At 72.5% G+C, this 18304-nt stretch carries 19 protein-coding genes and 1 pseudogene; 7 read left to right on the forward strand and 13 right to left on the reverse strand.

Features of this window, described 5'->3' with window-relative positions; all coding sequences use genetic code 11:
* Positions 1 to 95: 95 nt before the first annotated feature.
* Positions 96 to 1418 (reverse strand): bifunctional o-acetylhomoserine/o-acetylserine sulfhydrylase, encoded by a 1323-nt coding sequence (locus tag JRG78_RS04290; RefSeq protein WP_259607793.1) that lies wholly within the window; start codon positions 1416 to 1418, stop codon positions 96 to 98.
* A 170-nt stretch (positions 1419 to 1588) separates the two neighbouring features.
* On the opposite strand from JRG78_RS04290, the gene JRG78_RS04295 reads away from it, so the two are divergent.
* From JRG78_RS04295 to JRG78_RS04305, 3 genes are read left to right on the forward strand one after another with little or no spacing between them, the layout of a single operon-like run.
* Complete coding sequence (locus JRG78_RS04295; RefSeq protein ID WP_259607794.1) at positions 1589 to 2374, forward strand: SDR family oxidoreductase; 786 nt, start codon at positions 1589 to 1591, stop codon at positions 2372 to 2374.
* Positions 2374 to 3072: a uracil-DNA glycosylase gene (locus JRG78_RS04300; RefSeq protein WP_259607795.1), complete on the forward strand. Its 699-nt coding sequence runs from the start codon at positions 2374 to 2376 to the stop codon at positions 3070 to 3072. The genes JRG78_RS04295 and JRG78_RS04300 overlap by 1 nt, the downstream gene beginning before the upstream one ends.
* An 11-nt stretch (positions 3073 to 3083) precedes the next feature.
* The gene (locus JRG78_RS04305) at positions 3084 to 3572 is read left to right on the forward strand and encodes a GNAT family N-acetyltransferase (protein ID WP_259607796.1); all 489 of its coding nucleotides are present in this window, start codon (positions 3084 to 3086) and stop codon (positions 3570 to 3572) included.
* A gap of 38 nt (positions 3573 to 3610) precedes the next feature.
* On the opposite strand, the gene JRG78_RS12565 is transcribed toward JRG78_RS04305, so the two are convergent.
* The 8 genes and pseudogenes from JRG78_RS12565 to JRG78_RS04345 form a co-directional block, all read right to left on the reverse strand.
* Positions 3611 to 4060, reverse strand: a complete 450-nt coding sequence (locus JRG78_RS12565; protein ID WP_259607797.1) for a nucleoside deaminase — start codon at positions 4058 to 4060, stop codon at positions 3611 to 3613.
* 182 nt (positions 4061 to 4242) lie between these two features.
* Positions 4243 to 5235 (reverse strand): annotated as a pseudogene (locus JRG78_RS04315) (cytosine permease); the annotation flags it as partial.
* Between the two features lie 137 nt (positions 5236 to 5372).
* On the reverse strand, positions 5373 to 6167 hold the full coding sequence (locus JRG78_RS04320; RefSeq protein WP_259607801.1) for an ABC transporter ATP-binding protein: 795 nt from the start codon (positions 6165 to 6167) through the stop codon (positions 5373 to 5375).
* A complete protein-coding gene (locus tag JRG78_RS04325) occupies positions 6164 to 6952 on the reverse strand; it encodes an ATP-binding cassette domain-containing protein (RefSeq protein ID WP_259607802.1) in 789 nt (262 codons plus the stop codon). The genes JRG78_RS04320 and JRG78_RS04325 overlap by 4 nt, the downstream gene beginning before the upstream one ends.
* Positions 6949 to 7863, reverse strand: coding sequence for an ABC transporter permease (locus tag JRG78_RS04330; RefSeq protein WP_259607803.1), 915 nt, complete (start codon positions 7861 to 7863; stop codon positions 6949 to 6951). The genes JRG78_RS04325 and JRG78_RS04330 overlap by 4 nt, the downstream gene beginning before the upstream one ends.
* On the reverse strand, positions 7860 to 8810 hold the full coding sequence (locus tag JRG78_RS04335) for an ABC transporter permease (protein WP_259607804.1): 951 nt from the start codon (positions 8808 to 8810) through the stop codon (positions 7860 to 7862). The genes JRG78_RS04330 and JRG78_RS04335 overlap by 4 nt, the downstream gene beginning before the upstream one ends.
* A gap of 7 nt (positions 8811 to 8817) precedes the next feature.
* Positions 8818 to 10347 carry an ABC transporter substrate-binding protein gene (locus tag JRG78_RS04340; RefSeq protein ID WP_272653699.1) on the reverse strand — a complete coding sequence of 510 codons (1530 nt, stop codon included), beginning with the start codon at positions 10345 to 10347 and terminating at the stop codon, positions 8818 to 8820.
* A gap of 42 nt (positions 10348 to 10389) precedes the next feature.
* The gene (locus JRG78_RS04345; protein ID WP_259607806.1) at positions 10390 to 11337 is read right to left on the reverse strand and encodes an alpha/beta fold hydrolase; all 948 of its coding nucleotides are present in this window, start codon (positions 11335 to 11337) and stop codon (positions 10390 to 10392) included.
* 167 nt (positions 11338 to 11504) lie between these two features.
* Between JRG78_RS04345 and JRG78_RS04350 the strand changes: the two genes are divergently transcribed.
* From JRG78_RS04350 to JRG78_RS04360, 3 genes are read left to right on the forward strand one after another with little or no spacing between them, the layout of a single operon-like run.
* Positions 11505 to 11972, forward strand: a complete 468-nt coding sequence (locus JRG78_RS04350; protein WP_272653700.1) for a carboxymuconolactone decarboxylase family protein — start codon at positions 11505 to 11507, stop codon at positions 11970 to 11972.
* Positions 11969 to 12718, forward strand: a complete 750-nt coding sequence (locus JRG78_RS04355) for a tyrosine-protein phosphatase (protein WP_272653701.1) — start codon at positions 11969 to 11971, stop codon at positions 12716 to 12718. Before JRG78_RS04350 ends, JRG78_RS04355 begins: the two co-directional genes overlap by 4 nt.
* 38 nt (positions 12719 to 12756) lie before the next feature.
* A complete protein-coding gene (locus tag JRG78_RS04360; protein WP_259607809.1) occupies positions 12757 to 13233 on the forward strand; it encodes a siderophore-interacting protein in 477 nt (158 codons plus the stop codon).
* On the opposite strand, the gene JRG78_RS04365 is transcribed toward JRG78_RS04360, so the two are convergent.
* From JRG78_RS04365 to JRG78_RS04380, 4 genes are all read right to left on the reverse strand, one after another.
* Positions 13212 to 13655: a Fe-S oxidoreductase gene (locus JRG78_RS04365; RefSeq protein ID WP_259607810.1), complete on the reverse strand. Its 444-nt coding sequence runs from the start codon at positions 13653 to 13655 to the stop codon at positions 13212 to 13214. The two genes, JRG78_RS04360 and JRG78_RS04365, sit on opposite strands and share 22 nt — an antisense overlap.
* A complete protein-coding gene (locus JRG78_RS04370) occupies positions 13652 to 14449 on the reverse strand; it encodes an arginase family protein (RefSeq protein ID WP_259607811.1) in 798 nt (265 codons plus the stop codon). Before JRG78_RS04370 ends, JRG78_RS04365 begins: the two co-directional genes overlap by 4 nt.
* Before the next feature lie 52 nt (positions 14450 to 14501).
* A complete protein-coding gene (locus JRG78_RS04375) occupies positions 14502 to 15242 on the reverse strand; it encodes a PspA/IM30 family protein (protein WP_259607812.1) in 741 nt (246 codons plus the stop codon).
* 64 nt (positions 15243 to 15306) lie between these two features.
* The gene (locus JRG78_RS04380; RefSeq protein WP_259607813.1) at positions 15307 to 17331 is read right to left on the reverse strand and encodes a TPM domain-containing protein; all 2025 of its coding nucleotides are present in this window, start codon (positions 17329 to 17331) and stop codon (positions 15307 to 15309) included.
* 115 nt (positions 17332 to 17446) lie between these two features.
* On the opposite strand from JRG78_RS04380, the gene JRG78_RS04385 reads away from it, so the two are divergent.
* Positions 17447 to 18292: a DUF3097 domain-containing protein gene (locus JRG78_RS04385; protein WP_272653702.1), complete on the forward strand. Its 846-nt coding sequence runs from the start codon at positions 17447 to 17449 to the stop codon at positions 18290 to 18292.
* Positions 18293 to 18304: the final 12 nt, after the last annotated feature.

The raw sequence follows: 18304 nt of genomic DNA on the forward strand, positions 1-18304 counted from the left end.
CGCCGCGACCGCAGGTTACGCGGAGGCGGCGACCGCCGGTGACGCGGATGCCCCGGACCGCGGGGTCCGGGGCATCCGTTCGTGCGTCGGTCTCGTCAGGCGCGCGCGGCCTCCGAGACACGGCGCGCGGCGGCGAGGGCGTGGTCGAGGTCGGCCTTGAGATCCTCGACGTTCTCCAGGCCCACCGACAGGCGCACCAGGCCCGGCGTGACGCCGGCCGACAGCTGCTGCTCCGGGGTGAGCTGCGAATGCGTGGTGGACGCCGGGTGGATGACCAGCGAGCGCACGTCGCCGATGTTGGCGAGGTGGCTGAACAGCGACAGGCTGTTCACGAACTCGCGACCCGCCTCCACGCCGCCCTTCAGCTCGAAGGAGAGCACCGCGCCGACGCCCTTGGGGGCGTACTTGTTCGCCGCGGCGTACCACGGGGAGGACGGCAGGCCGGAGTAGTTGACGGTGGCGACGTCGTCGTGGTTCTCCAGCCACTCCGCGATCTCCTGCGCGTTCTGCACGTGACGCTCGACGCGCAGCGACAGGGTCTCCACGCCCTGGATCAGGTTCCACGCGCTCTGCGGGGCGATCGCCGAGCCGAGGTCGCGCAGCAGCTGCACGCGCGCCTTGATGATGTAGGCGAGGCCGTCGCCCACCGCGGCGGTGTAGCTGGCGCCGTGGTAGGACGGGTCCGGCTCGGTGAGGCCGGGGAAGCGGTCGACGTGCTGCGACCACGGGAACGTGCCGCCGTCGATGATGGCGCCGCCGATGGTGGTGCCGTGGCCGCCGAGGAACTTGGTCACCGAGTGCACCACGATGTCCGCGCCGTGCTCGAACGGACGGATCAGGTATGGGGTGGCGATGGTGTTGTCGACGATGAGCGGCAGACCGTTCTCGTGCGCGATGTCGGCGACGGTGCGGATGTCGAGGACGTTGATCTTCGGGTTGCCGATGGTCTCCGCGAAGAGCAGCTTCGTGTTCGGGCGGACGGCGGCGCGCCACTGCTCCGGGTCGTCCTGGTTCTCCACGAAGGTGACCTCGACGCCGAGCTTGGCGAGGGTGTACTTGAACAGGTTGTAGGTGCCGCCGTAGATCGAGCTCGACGAGACGATGTGGTCACCGGCCTCCGCGATGTTCAGCACGGCGAAGGTGGCCGCCGCCTGCCCGCTGGAGAGGACGAGGGCGCCGGTGCCGCCCTCCAGGGCTGCCAGGCGCTGCTCGAGCACGTCCTGGGTCGGGTTCTGGATGCGGGTGTAGATGTTGCCGAACTCCGCCAGGGCGAACAGGTTCGCCGCGTGGTCCGCGTTGTCGAAGACGTACGAGGTGGTCTGGTAGATCGGCGTGGCGCGCGACTTCGTGACGGGGTCGGGCGCAGCGCCGGCGTGGATCTGCTTGGTCTCGAAGCGCCAGGTCTCGGCTGCGGACATGAGGTTCTCCCGGTTTCAGAGGCCGCCGGCGGCGGTGGATGGGCGAGGCGGATGCCTTGCAGCGAGAGTAGGGAACCGGCCGGTTCGTCAACAAGCCACGGGAAATGTGACGTAACACGCTCTCCGGGAGGTCTCCGGACCCGTCCGCGGAAACATCGTACGGTGGAGGCATGGTGAACAGACGTGCCGTGGTGACGGGAGCGAGTTCAGGGATCGGCGAGGCGACCGTGCGCGCGCTGCGCGGGCGTGGCTGGGACGTCGTCGGCGTGGCCCGCCGCGAGGACCGGCTCGCCGCGCTGGCCGCGGAGACCGGGGCGAGTGCGATCGCGTGCGATCTGACCGACGGGGACGCCGTCGCCGCGATGGTGTCGGAGCTGGAGTCCACCGGCCCGCTGCACGCCCTGGTGCAGGTCGCCGGAGGGGCCCGCGGCACCGAGAGCGTGGAGGAGGGCGCGATCGAGGACTGGCAGTGGATGTTCGACGCGAACGTCCTGGCCAGCAAGCGCCTCGTCTCCGGCCTGTTGCCGCTGCTGCGCCGCGCGGCGGCGGACGACGGGCACGCGGACACCGTGTTCGTCACCTCGACCGCGGCGCAGGTCGCCTATCCCGGCGGTGCGGGGTACAACGCCGCCAAGGCCGCGCAGTCCATGCTCGTCAAGGTGCTCCGGCAGGAGCTGAACGGCGAGCCGATCCGCGTCGCCGAGATCGCCCCGGGAATGGTGCACACCGAGGAGTTCACGCTGAACCGGCTCCGCGGCGACCGGGTGGCCGCGGAGTCGGTGTACGCCGGGGTGGAGGAGCCGCTGCTCGCCGAGGACGTCGCCGACCTCATCGCCTACGCACTGAGCGCCCCGCGCCGTGTGAACCTCGATCTGGTCACGATGCGCCCGGTCGCCCAGTCGGCCCACCACCTGCTCGCCCGCGGACCGCTGCGCCCCCGCGGATACGACGACTGATGCCGCGGACCCTCGCGCAGCTCGCCGAGGACGGGCTGCTCGACCCGGGCTGGGCGCAGGCGCTGGCCCCGGTGCAGCCGCTGATCGCCGAGCTCGGTGATCGCCTGCGTGCGGAGCAGGCCGCCGGCCGCGGCTACCTGCCTGCCGGCGCCCACGTGCTGCGCGCCTTCCAGCGCCCGCTGTCCGAGGTGCGGGTGCTCATCACCGGGCAGGACCCGTACCCGACGCCGGGGCATCCGATCGGCCTGTCCTTCGCCGTCGACCGCGAGGTGCGGCCGCTGCCGCGGAGCCTGGCGAACATCTACCGGGAACGGGAGAGCGATCTCGGCATCCCGCCCGCCCCGCACGGCGACCTCAGCGCGTGGAGCGATCAGGGGGTGCTGCTGCTGAACCGGGTGCTCACCGTGCGCCCGGGCGCGCCGGCCTCGCACCGCGGCTGGGGCTGGGAGAAGGTGACCGAGCGGGCGATCCGCGCGCTCGTGGCCCGCGACCAGCCGCTCGTGGCGGTGCTGTGGGGCAGGGATGCGGCGGGACTGAAGCCGCTGCTGGGCGGGACGCCCGTGATCGAGTCCGCGCATCCGTCGCCGTTGTCGGCGAGCCGGGGGTTCTTCGGCTCTCGCCCGTTCTCGCGATCCAACGCGCTGCTGGAGGGCCTCGGCGCGGCGCCGATCGACTGGCGGGTCGGGGGAGAGGCGTGAGGATCAGGGACGTGACGGATGCGGATCTGTCCGCGATCCGCGACATCTACAACCACTACGTGCGCTCCTCGGTGGTGACCTTCGACGAGGAGGAGTCCACCGTCGAGTCCTGGACCGCGAAGCGGGTGCTGCTGGCCGCCCGCGGACTGCCGTTCCTCGTCGCCGAGGAGGACGACCGGGTGCTCGGCTACGCCCTCGCGCAGCCGTGGTCGGCGAAATCGGCCTACCGCTACACCGTGGAGAACTCGATCTACCTCGCCCCCGACGCCGCCGGGCGGGGGCTCGGCCGCAGGCTGCTCGCGGACTTCCTGGACGCCTGCCGCGCGGCGGGACTGCGCCAGGTGATCGCGGTGATCGCGGACGAGGGGGCGGAGGCTTCGATCGCCCTGCACCGGAAGGCCGGATTCGCGGATGCCGGAGCGCTGCGCGGCGTCGGCGTGAAGTTCGGCCGTGACCTCGGCGTGGTGTTCCTGCAGTTGTCGCTGGACGCGCCGGGCTGAGACCGGGGCGCCGCACGCGGATGCGGCGCCCCGGTCGGTCACCCCGCCGAGAACCGGCTCCACAGGTCGGGGTGCGCGGCGCGGAACCTGCTGACCAGGTCGATGCAGTCGGCGTCGTCGAGGACGGTCACGTCCAGACCCTCCGCGCGCAGCATCCCGACCGCGCCCGCGAAGTGATGGACCTCGCCGACGATCACGGAGCGGATGCCGGTGATCACAGCGGCGCCCGCGCACATCGCGCACGGCCCCTCGGTGGCCACCAGCACGGCGCCCGCCGGCACCCGGCCGAACCGCGCCACGGCGTCCCGGATCGCCTCGGTCTCGGCGTGCGCGAGCAGGTCGCCGTTCTGCACCTGCCGGTTGCGGCCCCTCGCGACCACCTCGCCGTCCACGAGCAGCGCCGCGCCGAAGGGCATCCCGCCCTCCGCGACGCCGTCCACGGCCTCCTGCAGCGCCGCGGCGATCCCGGTCGTGCGCTCAGAGGGCATCCGTCGCCGCCTTCCCCTTGTCCTTCGCGAGCATCCAGTGGAACAGCAGTCCGAACGCGCAGCCGAAGAACCAGGAGAACGGTGCGAGCGCGCTCAGCGCAGGCACCTGCGCGATGATCGTCGTCAGTCCGCCGGCCAGCACGAGCGCGGCGATCGCCCGCGGGTTGAAACCGCGGCGGTACCAGTACCGGCCGCGCGGGCGCCACGTCCATCGCCCCGGAGACGAAGTTCGCCACGATGTTGGTCGCGATCGTGGCGGTCATGAAGGTCAGGGCGCCGAGGAGCACCGCGGTGGTGTTGTCGATGCGGGCGACCAGCTCGACCGGGTCGGTGATGAGCTCGCCGAACACGGCCAGGCCGCCGGAGGTCGTGATCACCGTGGCGACGGCGAACAGCATGAAGTTCACCGGCAGACCGAGGAAGTTGCCGCGGCGCATGGCGGAGGGTGAGCGCATGAACCGGGAGAAATCGGCGAAGTTCAGCGTCGTGCCCGCGAACCAGGCCACGGTGAGGGCCACCGCGGTCAGCCACATGCCGACGGCGGCGCCGCCGGAGAGATCCTTCGAGCCGAGCGTGAAGCTGATCGCGCTGGGGCCTCCGGCCCTCACGACGATCCAGATCGCCAGCGCGAACATGACCACGTAGATCACCGGTCCCGCCCAGTCGGTGAACCGGCGGATCGCCTCCCAGCCGTAGAAGAACACCAGCAGCTGGGCGAGCCACATGAAGCCGAAGCAGGCCCAGCCCAGCGTGGACAGACCGAGGATCGAGTTCTCGGCGAGCGGCGTGAGGTCGGGGAAGAAGCGGAGCACCACCACGACCAGGGCCGTGGAGGACACCCAGGTCTGGATGCCGTACCAGGCCGTCGCGGTCGTCGCCTTGATCATGCTCGGGATGTTCGCCCCGTATATGCCGAACGCCGGACGGCACAGCGCGGCGAACGCGATCCCGTACTTCTGGCCGCCGCGGCCGGCGAGGTTGGTGAGGAAGTAGATCAGCGTGATGCCCACCAGCAGAGCGGTGAACACCTGCCAGCCGGCCAGGCCCAGGGTGAACAGCCCGGCGGCGAAGACGTACCCGGCCACGGAGTGGACGTTCGACATCCACATCGCGAACAGGTTGTACACGCCCCAGGTGCGCTGGCGGACCGGGGCGATGTCGGGATGCTCAGGCAGCGGTCAGGGGCGACCGCTGCGGGCTGTGCGCACGCCGGGAACCGTTTCGTATGGTGAAACGGATGTTTCGCGTGCGTTGGCTCGAATGGTATACCGTTCCGTGGGCCGACGGAAGCGGTCGCGTGCGCGTGTCCGGTTCAGGGCAACGGGCGGTCGATGACCGGAATGGCCGCCAGCAGCGCCCTGGTGTAGTCCTCGCGTGGATGCTGCAGCACGGCATCCGTCCCGCCGCGCTCCACGATCCGGCCGTCCTTCATCACCGCGACGGTGTCGCACAGGTTCTGCACCAGGCCGATGTCGTGCGAGACGAGCACGAGGGTGAGGCCCTCCTGCGCTCGCAGCTGCGCCAGCAGCGCGAGGATCTGCGCCCGCACCGTGACGTCGAGCGCGGACAGGGGCTCGTCGCCGACGAGGATGCGCGGGCGGTGCACGATGGCGCGGGCGAGGGCGATCCGCTGCCGCTGCCCGCCGGAGAACTCGTGCGGATGCCGATCGGCCGCCTCCGGCTCCAGGCCGACCTGCGTCAGCACCTCCTGGACGCGTGCGCGATGATCGCCGGGGATGCCGAGCGCCCACAGCGGCTCGGCGACGATCCGGCCCGCGGGCATCCGGGGATCGAGCGACGCGTACGGGTCCTGGAACACCAGGCCGGTCTGCCGGCGGAGCCAGTGCAGGGAGCGGGCCGGCGCCGCGGCATCCACCTCCCGTCCGTCCACCCGCACCCGCCCGGAGGTGGGGCGGTCCAGACCGAGCAGCAGGCGCACCAGGGTGGACTTGCCCGAGCCGGACTCGCCGATCAGGCCGAGCGCCTCGCCCTCGGCGATCGCCAGGTCGGTGGGATGCAGCGCGACGGTGCGCCGGCGCTTCTCGAACAGGGTGCGCCGGGGGAGCGGGAACGTACGGCTGAGGCCCTCGGCCGTGATCAGGCTCATCCGTCGCCTCCCGGCCGCCACAGCGTGGCCGTCGCGTCGCGCAGCAGCGCCTGCGTGATCGGGGAGGCAGGGGCGCTCAGCAGGGTGGACACCGGTGCCGCCTCCACGACGCGGCCGCGCTCCAGCACCACCCCGAACGTGGCGACCTGGGAGAGCACGGCGAGGTCGTGCGTGATGAACACCAGCGACATGCCCTCGTCCTCGACGAGCGACAGCAGCAGCCGCAGCACCTCCGCCTGGATGGTGACGTCGAGCGCGGTGGTCGGCTCGTCGGCGATGAGCAGACGGGGGCGGCAGGCCAGCGCCATCGCGATCGCCACGCGCTGCCGCTGACCGCCGGACAGCTGATGCGGATAGCGGTCCACGATCCGCTCCGGATCGGGCAGCCGCACCCGCGCCGCCTCGGCGATCGCCCGGGTACGCGCCTCGCGCCGCCCCAGGCCCTCGTGGATCCGCACCGACTCGGCGATCTGGCGTCCCACCGTGCGGATCGGGTTCAGCGCGGTGCGCGGCTCCTGGAACACCATTCCGATCTCGTCGCCGCGCAGCGCCGCCAGCTCGCGGTCGGGCATCCCGATCAGCTCGGTGCCGTCCCAGCGGATGCTGCCCCGCGCCCGCATCCCGTCCGGCAGCAGCCCGAGGACCGCGAGAGCGGTGACCGACTTGCCCGACCCGGACTCGCCGATGAGCCCGAGGCGCTGCCCGTCGGGGACCTCGAAGGACACCCCGTCGACGACCCGGCGCCCGCCCACCTCGACGACGAGATCCTGCACCTGCAGCGTCACGCGACCACCTCCGGGATGTGGACCTCCGCCGCGCGGCGGGTCAGCGTGGGATCGGTCGCGTCCCGGAGCGCGTCGCCGAGGAGGTTCAGCGCGAGGACGGTGAGCGTGATGGCCAGGCCCGGCCAGACCACGGTGAGCGGATGCACGCCGATGTACCGCTGCAGATCCGCCAGCAGCACGCCCCACGACGACTCGGCCACCGAGGCCCCGAAGCCGAGGTAGGACAGCCCGGCCTCGGCGAGCACCGCCACCGCCATCGACCAGGACAGCTGCACGATGAAGACCGGGGCGATGTTCGGCAGCAGATGCCGGACCAGGTTCTGCCCGGCGGTGAGCCCGCTGGCGCGGCCGGCGAGCACGAAGTCGCTCCGCTGCACCCGGCGCAGCTCGGGGCGCGTCACCCGGGCGACGTTCACGCCGAAGCCGATGCCGACGGCGGCCACGACGACCCAGAGCGATCCGCCCCACACGGCCGCGATCATCATGGCGATCATCAGCACCGGGAAGGCGATCAGGATGTCGACCAGCACGGCGACCGTCTCCCGCAGCCAGCGCGCGGTGAGCGCCCCCAGGGCCGCCAGCAGCACGCCGACCAGCGTGGCGACCAGCCCGGCGCCGACGCTGACGAACACCGTCGTCCGTGCGCCGGCCATGACCAGGCTGAGGATGTCGCGGCCGGTGCCGTCGGTGCCGAGCAGGTGCGGCCACCCGGGCGGCGCCCAGCGGCCGCGCACGTCGCCGATCATCGGGTCGAACGGGGTCCACGCCGTCGACGTGATCGCGGTGAGGACGATGAGGGCGGTGACGACGAGGCCGAACCGGCCGGTGCCCGACGACCACAGCCGGTGCAGCCAGGTGCCGTTCCCATGCGCGGCCCGGGAGCGGGAGTCCTGCGACGGGGCCGACCTCATTCCGCCTCCCTCTGCCGCGGATCGATGGCGTGGTGGACGAGATCCACCACGAACCCGATCACCAGCACGATGCCGGTGAGCACGAGCAGCTCGCTCTGCACCTTGACGAGATCGCGCGTGCCGACGTCGGCGACCAGCATCCGTCCGATGCCCGGCAGCGTGAACAGCTGCTCGATGACGACGGAGCCGACGATGATCCCGGCGACCTGCAGGCCGAGCACCGTGACGATCGAGAGCCCGACCGCCGGGATCCCGTGCCGGATCAGCGCCTGGCGGCGGGTGAGTCCCTTGGCCGCCGCAGTGCGCACGAAGTCCTGCCCCGCCGCCTGCAGCGTGGCGCTGCGAACGAACCGCATCAGCATCGCCCCCTCCACGAGTCCGATGGTCAGCGCGGGCAGCAGCAGCGCCTCGAACGCCCGCCACGGCGTGGCCCACCCGGTGCGCGGGAAGCCCTGCGCGGGCAGCCAGCCCAGCCAGTGCGCGAACACGACCACGAGCATCATCCCGGCCCACACGACAGGCACCGCGGCGACCGCCTGGGCGGCCACGCTCATCCCGGTGCCGGCCGCGCGGCCGCGGAGGACGCCGGCGAGCACCCCGAACGGCACGGCCACCAGCAGGGCGATCGTGAGCGCCATCATGCCGAGCGGCACCGTGACCCGCGACTTCTCCAGCAGCTCGTCGCCGACGGATGCCCCGCTGAGCTGCGAGGTGCCGAGGTCGCCGCGCAGGACGCCGCCGATCCAGTCCAGGTACTGCACCGGGATGGGGCGGTTCAGCCCGAGCGCCTCGCGCAGCGCCGCCACCTGCTCGCGGCTCGCCTGGGTGCCGGCGATGAGCTGGGCGACGTCGCCGGGGAGCACCCGGAGCGTGAGGAAGATCAGCACGCTCGACACGAGGAGCCCTGCGATCAGCAGGACCCCCCGGGTCAGCGCGTACCGCAGCACGGGCTGCTCAGTCGGCCGCTCGGGTGACGCCGGCGAGGTCGATGCGGGAGTTGATCGAGTCCTGCGGGAACCCGGAAACGATCGGGCGCACCGCGGTCAGCGTGGCCCCGTTGTACAGCCAGTCGGCGGCGTGATCCTCGGAGACGATCCGGGCGGCCTCGGCGAGCAGCTCGGCGGAGGCGTCGGCGTCGAGCTCGGTCAGCGCCTCCCGGTACAGCCGCTGCACCTCGGGGTTGTCGTATCCGAAGTAGTAGTCCGGGTTCGCGAAGTTCCCGAAGTCGCGCGGCTCGACGTGCAGCACGAAGCTCAGGTCGTAGTCGTGGTTCGTGTACACCTTCTCCAGCCATGCGGGGAACTCGACTCGGTCGACCTCGAGGGTGACGCCGACCTTCGCGAAGTCGGAGATGAGCACCTGGGCGACCGTGGTGCCGTAGAACGAGGGGATGGTGAGGGTGAGGTCGAGCTCTTCGTGGCCGGCCTCGGCGAGCAGCTCCTCGGCGCGCTCCGGGTCGTACGGCGCCACGTCGGACAGGTCCTGGTAGCCGGGGTCGAGCTCCGGGATCGGGCCGTACAGCGTCTCGCCGGCGCCGACCGCCTCCACCAGCGCCTCATGATCGATCGCCAGGCGCAGGGCCTCGCGTACGCGCGCGTCGTCCAGCGGGGCCCGCTTGTTGTTGAACGCCAGGGTGGCCTTGTCGGTGGTGCGCCCGGTGGTGATCTCGAACTCCCCGGACTCCTCCAGCTGGGAGACGAGATTCGGGTCGACGGCGGTGAGCACGTCCAGCGTGCCGTCCAGCGCCGCGTTCACGCCCGCCGTGAAGTCGGGGATGTACTGGAAGACGACCTCGGCGACGCCGGCCTTCTCTCCCCAGTACTCCTCGTACCGCGCGAACGTGATGCTGCTGCCCTTGCTCCACCGCTCCAGCGTGAACGGGCCGGTGCCGTTCTCCGCGGTCTTCAGATCGGTCGTGTCGCCCGACCGGAACACCAGCCCGGCCGGCCCGGTGAGGGCGAACAGGAAGTTCTGGTTGGGTTCGGCGAGCGTGATCTGCACGGTCTGCGGGTCGGGAGCGGTCACCGCCGTCACGCCGGCGAAGTCCGCGTGGCCCTGCACCGTGGCATCCGTCCGCACCGTCTCGTACGACGCGACCACGTCCGCGGCCGTGAGCGCGTCGCCGCTGTGGAAGGTGACGCCCTCGTGCAGGGTGAACGTGTAGGTGAGCCCGTCCGGCGAGATCTCGTAGTCGCTGGCCAGGCGGGGCTCGATCTCGTTCTCCTCGGTGCGGGTGACCAGACCCTCGTAGATGTTGTCGACGAGGACCTGCTCCAGCGCGGCGCCGCTGGTGTGCCGGATGTCGAGGTTGGTCGGCTCCAGCACCAGGCCGACGGTCAGCGTCGCGTCCGGGTCGGGCTCGCCGGCCGGGGTCGGCGCCGGGGCGGACGACCCGGTGCAGGCGCTGAGGGCGAGGGCGCCGGCGGCGACGGTCGCGAGCAGGGCGATGCGGGCGGAGCGCCGGGAGGCGGGGATGCGGAACATGCGGGGCGTCCTCTCTGCCGGCCTCGGGCGGCCGGATGCGGGTCAGCGGGCGGGGCGCCCGAGGGCGTCGGAGACGAGGGAGGCCAGAGCCGCGGGTGCGGTCTCCTGGACGTTGTGGCGGGCCTCGACGGTGATGACGGACGCCGCCGGCACGCGCCGGGTGAACTCGTCCACGTCGGCGTCCTGGAGGAAGCCGTCGGCGCCGCGGACCAGCGTGATCGGCGCGGTCACGGCGGCCAGGTCCGCCCATCCTTCCGAGCCGTGCTCGGCGTCCTCGGGCACGGTGCGGTCGGGCTCGGTGCGGTCGGCCACGGTGCGCTCGAACGTGGACAGGGCGTGGCCGACGATGTGCGCGAAGTGGTGCTTCCATTCGATGCGGCCGTCCGGGCGCTCGCGGGTGTTCAGGAAGACGCCGCGCTCGGTGTCGGCGCGGCTGCCGCCGAAGCCGAACGCCTGTGCCCGGTCGACCGCCTCCTCGCGGGAGGCGAAGTCGGTGGCGCCGGTGTAGAAGTCGCGGAGCACCGCGGGGGCGGCCTCGGTGTCCAGCCCCGGCGTGATGTCGACGACGACGAGGCTGCGCACGAGCTGCGGATGCCGCGCGGCGACCGCCGCCCCGGTGAGCCCCCCGAGGGACTGCCCGACGAGCACCTGGGGCCGGTCCGTCCACTCCTCGAGGGCCAGGGCGACGTCGGCGGCGAGGGTGCGCGGGGAGTAGTCCCGGTCCTCGCGCCAGGACGAGTCGCCGTGCCCGGCGAGATCGATCGCGAGCGCGGGGCGGCCGAGCAGCAGGAGCGTCGTGTCCCAGGTGTGCGCGTTCAGACCGGCGCCGTGCAGGAAGGTCGCCTCGGGCGTGCCGGCGCCGTACCGCAGCGCGCTGAGCGTGCGGCCGTCCGGGAGGGTGAGCGCGAGGCGCTCCACGGCGGGGGCGGCCACGCCCAGGGCGCGGGCCTGCCCGGGCAGGTAGCGGAACTCGCTGAGGTCGGTGGACACGGCCTTATTCTGCTCCCGCCAGGACGAGGGGAGGAAACGCGAGCGCATTTCGTTACGTCATCTTCCGCTATGTTGCGCATTATGGCTGTTGTTGCGAGGGTTGGTTGGATATTCTGCATCCGGCTGTCCCGTGCGCAGAGTCGACGGGCTCGCCTAGGCTGGGAGTCATGACCGAGAAGCGCGTGCACCTGTCCAAGACCGAGCCTGCCGCATATCAGGCGCTCGACGCCTTCTCGAAGACCGTGAGTGACATCTGCAAGGCGAACGGCATCAGCGACCGACTCAAGGAGCTGGTGATGATGCACTGCTCGCAGCTGAACGGATGCGCGTACTGCACGCGCGTGCACCTCGACCGCGCGCTGGCCGCAGGCATCGACGTCGACACCCTCACCCAGATCCCCACCTGGCGGGAGAGCCACGTCTTCGACGAGCGCGAGCGGGCGGCGCTGGAGCTGGCGGAGGCGTTCACCTTCATCGCCGAGGACGGCATCCCGGACGACGTCTACGACCGCGTCGGCAGCGTGTTCACCGAGAAGGAGTACGCGGCGCTGAGCTGGGCGTGCGTGTCGATCAACGCGTTCAACCGCATCGTCATCGCCGGGCGCTACCCGGTGCCGCCCCGGCACGAGCAGTGACCGTCCTCGACATCCCCGGCGTCCACAACATCCGCGACGTCGGCGGCATCCCCGCGGGCGCCTCGCGCATCCGGGAGGGCGTGCTGTACCGCTCCGGGCAGCTCGCCAGGCTCACCCCCGAGGGGAGCGCGCTGCTCTCCCGGCGGGTGCGCCGGGTGATCGACCTGCGGGACGACGCGGAGGTGGCGGCCGAGCCGTCGGCGCTCACCGGGCTGCCGGTCACCCGCATCCCGCTCTTCCTGGGATCGGTGAGCTCGTTCTTCACCGAGGACATGAGCCTGGCGGACATGTACCGCCACCTCGTCGAGGACGCCGCGCCGCGGCTCGTCGAGGCGATCCGGGTGCTCGCCGAGGGCGAGCCGACGCTGGTGCACTGCACCGTCGGCAAGGACCGCACCGGGGTCACCGTGGCCCTGGCGCTGTCCGCGGTCGGCGCCGACCGTGACGCCGTCGTGGCGGACTACGCCCTCACGGCATCGCTGCTGCCGGAGACGCGCACCCGCGCCGTGATCGAGTACCTGAAGGCACACATGCCGGATGCCCGGCATGCGATCGACCTGGCCACGGCGTCGCCCGCGCCGGTGATGCGGGAGCTGCTCGAGGAGATCGACCGGCGGCACGGCTCGGTCGCCAGGTACCTCCGCGCGGGCGGGATGTCGCAGGGGGAGCTCGATCGGCTGCGCGCGGCCCTGGTCGAGGAGGCGCGGGCTGGAGGGCGTCCTCGAGGAGGCCGCGGCTTCGAGTAGGTAAGGCAACCCTTCCTCGGTGTTAGACTGACAGCATCATGACCACCGCCGACATCCGCACGACCGTTCGCGCCGCCCGTCGCGCATCCCGCGGCCCGCGCGTGCAGCACCTCATCACGGCCGACGAGCACTCGCTCGCCGAGCTGGAGGCGCTGCTGGCCACGCTGCCGCTGTGCGCCGTGGGGCGGGTGTTCATCGAGGTCCCCGACGTGGAGGACATCAGCGTCGTCACGGCCCCGTCGCGGATGACCGTGACCTGGCTGCCGCGTGCCCGCCGCTCCGGCGCTCCCGGCACCGGACGCCGCTGTGCGCAGGGCCAGGCCGTCGCCCGCGCCGCCACGGCATGGGCCGACGAGATGCTCTGCGAGGACGGCGACTCCGGCCTGCGCACCGAGGTGACGCTGCTGGGCGGCTACCTCGGCACCATGGACATCCTGGAGCACCTCACCGAGGTCATCGGCGTGGACGCCGCGGCGATCCACGTGCCGGAGCGCTACGGCCTGCGCACCCGCTGACGCCGCAGGTACCCGCCGTCCTCCAGGCCCGCTTCGATCTCGAACCGGTTGCGCAGCGGGTCCCGCCCGGCGAGCAGGTACAGCACCGGCATGAGGAACCCGTACCGCAGCCACTGCCTCTTGTGCACGGCCTCGTGCCGCAGCACCGCGTCGCCCGGCACGGCGTCCCCGGTCAGGTAGCACCCGCCGACGCACACGCCGCCGCGCGCGAACGTCCACCGCGGCATCCCGCGGAAGACCCAGAGCCCGCTGCGGCGCTCCACGGGGCCGGTGCTCCACAGCGCGCCCCAGAGCCAGCCGACCGCGGTGCCCCACGCGAAGCCGAGACGGCTCAGCGGGGAGCGCAGCAGGAACGCCGGGAGCCTCCGGTCGAACCGCCTCCCGCGCTCGAGGATGCGGGCCCGTTCGGCGGGTGTCGTCATGCCACCGCGCCGATCAGGCGCAGCACGGCGCCGAGATCCTGCACGGCATCGGCCGGCGTGCGCGGTGCGAACCCGGCGATCGTCGCGCCGGTGAGCGGAAGGCGCTCCCGCAGTCGGCGGATGCTCGCGGCGAGCTCGGCCGCGTCCACGCCGAACGGGGCGGGCGCGGACACGCCGCCGAGATCGGCGGGGTCGAGCACGTCGACGTCGATGTGCACCCACACGTGCGAGGCGCCGGTGGCGTGCACGGCCTCCGCGAGGGCGTCCGGGTCGGACAGGTCGCCCCTGCCGAGCGCGGAGATGCCGTCCAGCCGTTCCGCCTCGCCGACGTCGATCGCCCGAGCGCCCACGGTGACGACCCGCTCGCGCGGGATGCCGGGGGAGAGCGCCAGGCGCGGCTCGCCATCGCCGAGCACCGCGCTCAGCGCCATGCCGGAGAACGCCCCGGACCGGGAGGTGTCCGGCACGTGCAGATCGGGGTGGGCGTCGCACCACACCACGGCGAGGTCGGTGGTGTCGACGGCCGACAGCGCCGCCGGTGTCACGCTGCAGTCGCCGCCGACGACGACCGTGCCGCCGGTGTACGCCTCACGGACGAGCTCGCGGATGCGCAGCAGCGAGCTCAGCCGCCGGACGCCGGTGCCCAGCGACTCGCCCGCCTCGAGCGGGATGTCGAGGGTGACGGTGTCCTTGCGGGGCAGATCGCCGGCGATCGCGGTGGCGCCGTCGGTCAGCAGCATCGCGCGAGCGGCAGGGGAGCCCTGCCACTGCGGGACGATGAGGAATCGGGTCATCGTGCTCTCCGAGGTGGGGTGGATGCCGCGGGCGCGGCATCCACCCTCGTCCTCACTCGGCCTCGAGCGCGGCCTGCGGCCGGCCGCCGGCCTTGAGCTCGGCGAGGCGGGCCTCCACCTCGGTGAGCTCGCCGAGGTCCTCGAGGCTCTCGAACTGGGCGTCCAGCGAGGACGCGGCGATCTCCGCCTTGCCGGCGGCGAGGGCCTCCTGACGGCGGATCTTGTCCTCGAAGCGGCCCAGCTCGCTGGTCGGGTCGAGCACGTTGATGGACGAGACGGCGTCCTGCACCTTCGTCTGCGCCTCGGCGACCTTCGCACGGGCGAGGAGCTCGCTGCGCTTGGACTTCAGCTGCTCCAGCTTCTCCTTCATGCCGTTCAGCCCGCTCTTGAGCTTGTCGACGATCTCCGTCTGCGCGGCGATCTGCGGCTCGGCGGCACGGGCCTCGCGCTCCGAGCCGATCTGCCGCTGCAGCGCGATCTTCGCCAGGCTGTCGAACTTGTCGGCATCCGCGGTGTTGCCGGCGGCGCGCAGCTCGTCGGCCTTGCGGCTGGCTGCCAGGGCCTTGTTACCCCACTCCTTCGCCGCCTGCACGTCCTCCTCGTGGTCGCGCTCGAGCAGACGGAGGTTGCCGATCGTCTCGGCGATCGCGGACTCGGCGTCGGCGATGTTGTTCGTGTAGTCGCGGACGAGCTGGTCGAGCATCTTCTGCGGGTCCTCGGCGGAGTCGAGGAGGGCGTTGATGTTCGCGCGGACGAGCGTGGAGATGCGCCCGAAGATGGACTGCTTGGTCATGCGTTGTTCCTTTCAGAGGGACGGATTCGAGTGTCTGTCGGCTCGGGCCGGCGGTCGGGATGGTTCAGAAGCGTCCACCTCCCGAACGGCCGCTGCGCCCGATCGAGCGCCCGCCGCCGCCGAAGCCGGAGCTGCGGAAGCCGCCGCCGCTGGATCGCCAGCCCCCGCGGCGGGATGCGCCGCCCCCTCCACCGCCGGCGAGGAGGCCTCCGATGATGCCGCCGAGGATGTCACCGGCGAGTCCGGAGTCGTTCGGACGGTAGCCGCCGCCCCCGAACAGCCCGCCGTCCGGCTCGTACGGGTGCGGCGCGTACGCGCTCATGTCCGCCTGCGCGGACGCGGCGGCCTGCCGGACGAGGTCGAGCGCGCGTCCGGCGGTGCTCAGGGCGGCGTCGGGGTCGGCGGTGCGCAGTCCCAGCGCCTGCCCGAGCGCGGCCTCCGCCTCGGCGAGGCGGGTGCGGGCGGTGGGGCCGACGGTGCCGCGGCGCGTCTCGATGTACTGGCGGGCGGCCCGGATCTCGGACTCGGCCTGGGCGAGCGTCTGCTCCAGCATCCGCTGCACCCGCCGGGCGCGCTCGACCCGCTCCGCTCCCGCGGCGATGGCCGCGTCGATCTGCGCGTTCGCGGCGGTGAGCGCCTCGAGCACGCGCTGCGGGTTGCGGTTCTGGCCGGACAGCGCGGCCTGGGCCTGCTGCAGCTGGGCGGTCGTGGCCGCCACGGCGGAGGCGACGGAGCCGTCGGCGTCGGGCAGTTGCCGCGCGGCGGCCACGTCGGCCTGCAGCTCGGCGATGAGCGTCTGCGCCTGGTCCTCCAGCGTGCCCAGCTCGCGTCCCAGGTCGGTGATCGCGTGCACCAGCTGCGCCGCCTGGGCGACCGACTGCTCGGCGGCGCGGATGGCGAACGCGGCGGTGCCGGATGCGCCCTGCGCGATCGCCTCGGCAGCCGCGGCGATCGACCGGTCGGCGAGGGCGGCGCGCTCGCGCGCCTGCGCCGGGTTGTCCGCGACGGTGCTCAGCGCGGCGGGGTCGTAAGCGGCGGCGAGGCTCGCGAACGCCGGGTCGGCGCCGGCCAGGATCGGCTCGAGCTCGGCGCGCTGGGCGCGGACGCGCTCCAGCTCCTGCGGGGCGTTCTGCTCCAGGCGGCGCAGCGCGTCGAAGGCCTCGGTGTTCTCGTCCAGGATGTCGTCGATCTCGTCGCACAGCCGGATGATGCGGATGTGCCATGCCCGGCGGTCGTGGACGGAGTCCTCGACCTCGTCGTCGAGCTTCTGCTTCAGGTCGAACGCCTCCGACATCTTCGCCTTGGCGGCGTCGACGGCGCGGGTGAACTCCTCGGTGGCGGCGTCGCCGAACTGGGCGATCGCGAAGCCCAGCTCCTCCCGGCTGGACGTGATGGCGTCGTCGGCGCGGACCAGCGCCGATCCCGCCTGCGCCTCGACCTGCTCGTCGGTCAGCGTGGAGAAGGGGTCGTTCGGGTCGGGTGTCTCCGGCATCGCGCCGCGACGGCGGATCTCCGCGTTCCGGCACGCCCGGATGACCAGCCGGACCACCAGCCAGGCCAGGAAGGCGAGGACCGCGATGCCGGCGACGATCAGCACCGCGCGCAGCATGCCGGCGCCGCCGTCGCCCTGGATCTCGTCCGCGGCCAGGACGATCGCGCCGTCCCAGTCGTTCTGCGACAGCAGCGGCTGGATGCGCTCCTCGACGGCGTCCAGCCTGCTGTCGCTGAGCGGCCCGCCCGCGGCCGCGGAGATGTAGTAGTTGCGCTCCTCCACGGCTATCGCCAGCAGATACTGGTCGGGCCCGAGGCCGTTGCGCTCGGCGACGGTGTCGGCCCACGCGACGCGGTCGGGCGGCGAGGTGAAGCCGTCGACCAGCACCACGAACAGGTCGGCGGTGGAGTTCTCGCTGAGCTCCTGCAGGCGCGCCTCGACGCGCTCCTGCTCACTCGGGCTGAGTACGTCGGCCTCGTCGGTGACATAGCCCGGGTCGAGGGTGACCGGGTCAGCGGCGGAGGCGGCGAGGGGCGAGACGAGGCCGGCGGCCACGGCAGCGACGAGTGCGACCAGCGCCAGCCACCGTGTCCTCATCGCGATCCCTCCGGCAGCCGTGCCCCCATGGCATGAGTCTATGCAAACCCACAGGCACGCGACAGGCTGACCGGACGGCCGTTCGCCATCAGCGGAGGCGCATACCCTGGAGAGCATGGACGACAGGTACGGGACCGACGTGCTCGCCCCCGGCTGGAAGGAGCGCGGCTTCACGCGGGCCGTCGACGTTCCCGCCGAGAAGGACCTCGTCGTCGAGGTCGCCGCGGACGGCTACTGCGGGGCGGTCACGCGCGTCGAGGCGGGCATGGTCGAGCTCGAGGACTGGAAGGGCCGGCGCCGCAGCTTCCCGCTCGGCGGCGGCTACCTGATCGACGGGAAGCCGGTGCGGCTCGTGCATCCGGTCGCGAAACCGCAGGGCCGGAAGCGCACCGCCTCGGGCTCCTTCGCCGTCGACGACGGCCGCGCGCGGGTGGCGCTGCCCAGCCGCATCCTCGTGGAGGGCCGCCACGACGCCGAGCTCGTGGAGAAGGTGTGGGGCGACGACCTGCGGGTGGAGGGCGTCGTCGTGGAGTACCTGCAGGGCATCGACCTGCTCGACGGACTGCTGGCCGAGGCGCCTCCGAGCGAGACGCGGCGGTACGGGGTGCTCGTCGACCACCTCGTGCCCGGGTCGAAGGAGTCGCGCATCGCGGAGCAGATCCTGCGCGGCCCGCACGGCGCGCACCTGAAGATCGTCGGGCACCCGTACGTGGACGTGTGGCAGTGCGTCACGCCGGCGGCGCTCGGCATCCGGGCCTGGCCCGAGGTCCCGCGCGGCACGGACTGGAAGACCGGCGTGTGCCGGGCGTTCGGCTGGCCCGTCGAGTCACAGGCCGACATCGCGCACGCCTGGAAGCGCATCCTGTCGCGCGTGCGCACGTACCGCGATCTGGAGCCGGCGCTCCTGGGCCGCGTCGAGGAGCTCATCGACTTCGTCACCGCCCCCTCAACCGGTCGTTGAGCGAGCACCGGC

It is taken from the genome of Microbacterium sp. EF45047, from assembly GCF_028472845.1.
In the GTDB taxonomy this organism is placed as follows: Bacteria; Actinomycetota; Actinomycetes; order Actinomycetales; family Microbacteriaceae; genus Microbacterium; species Microbacterium neungamense.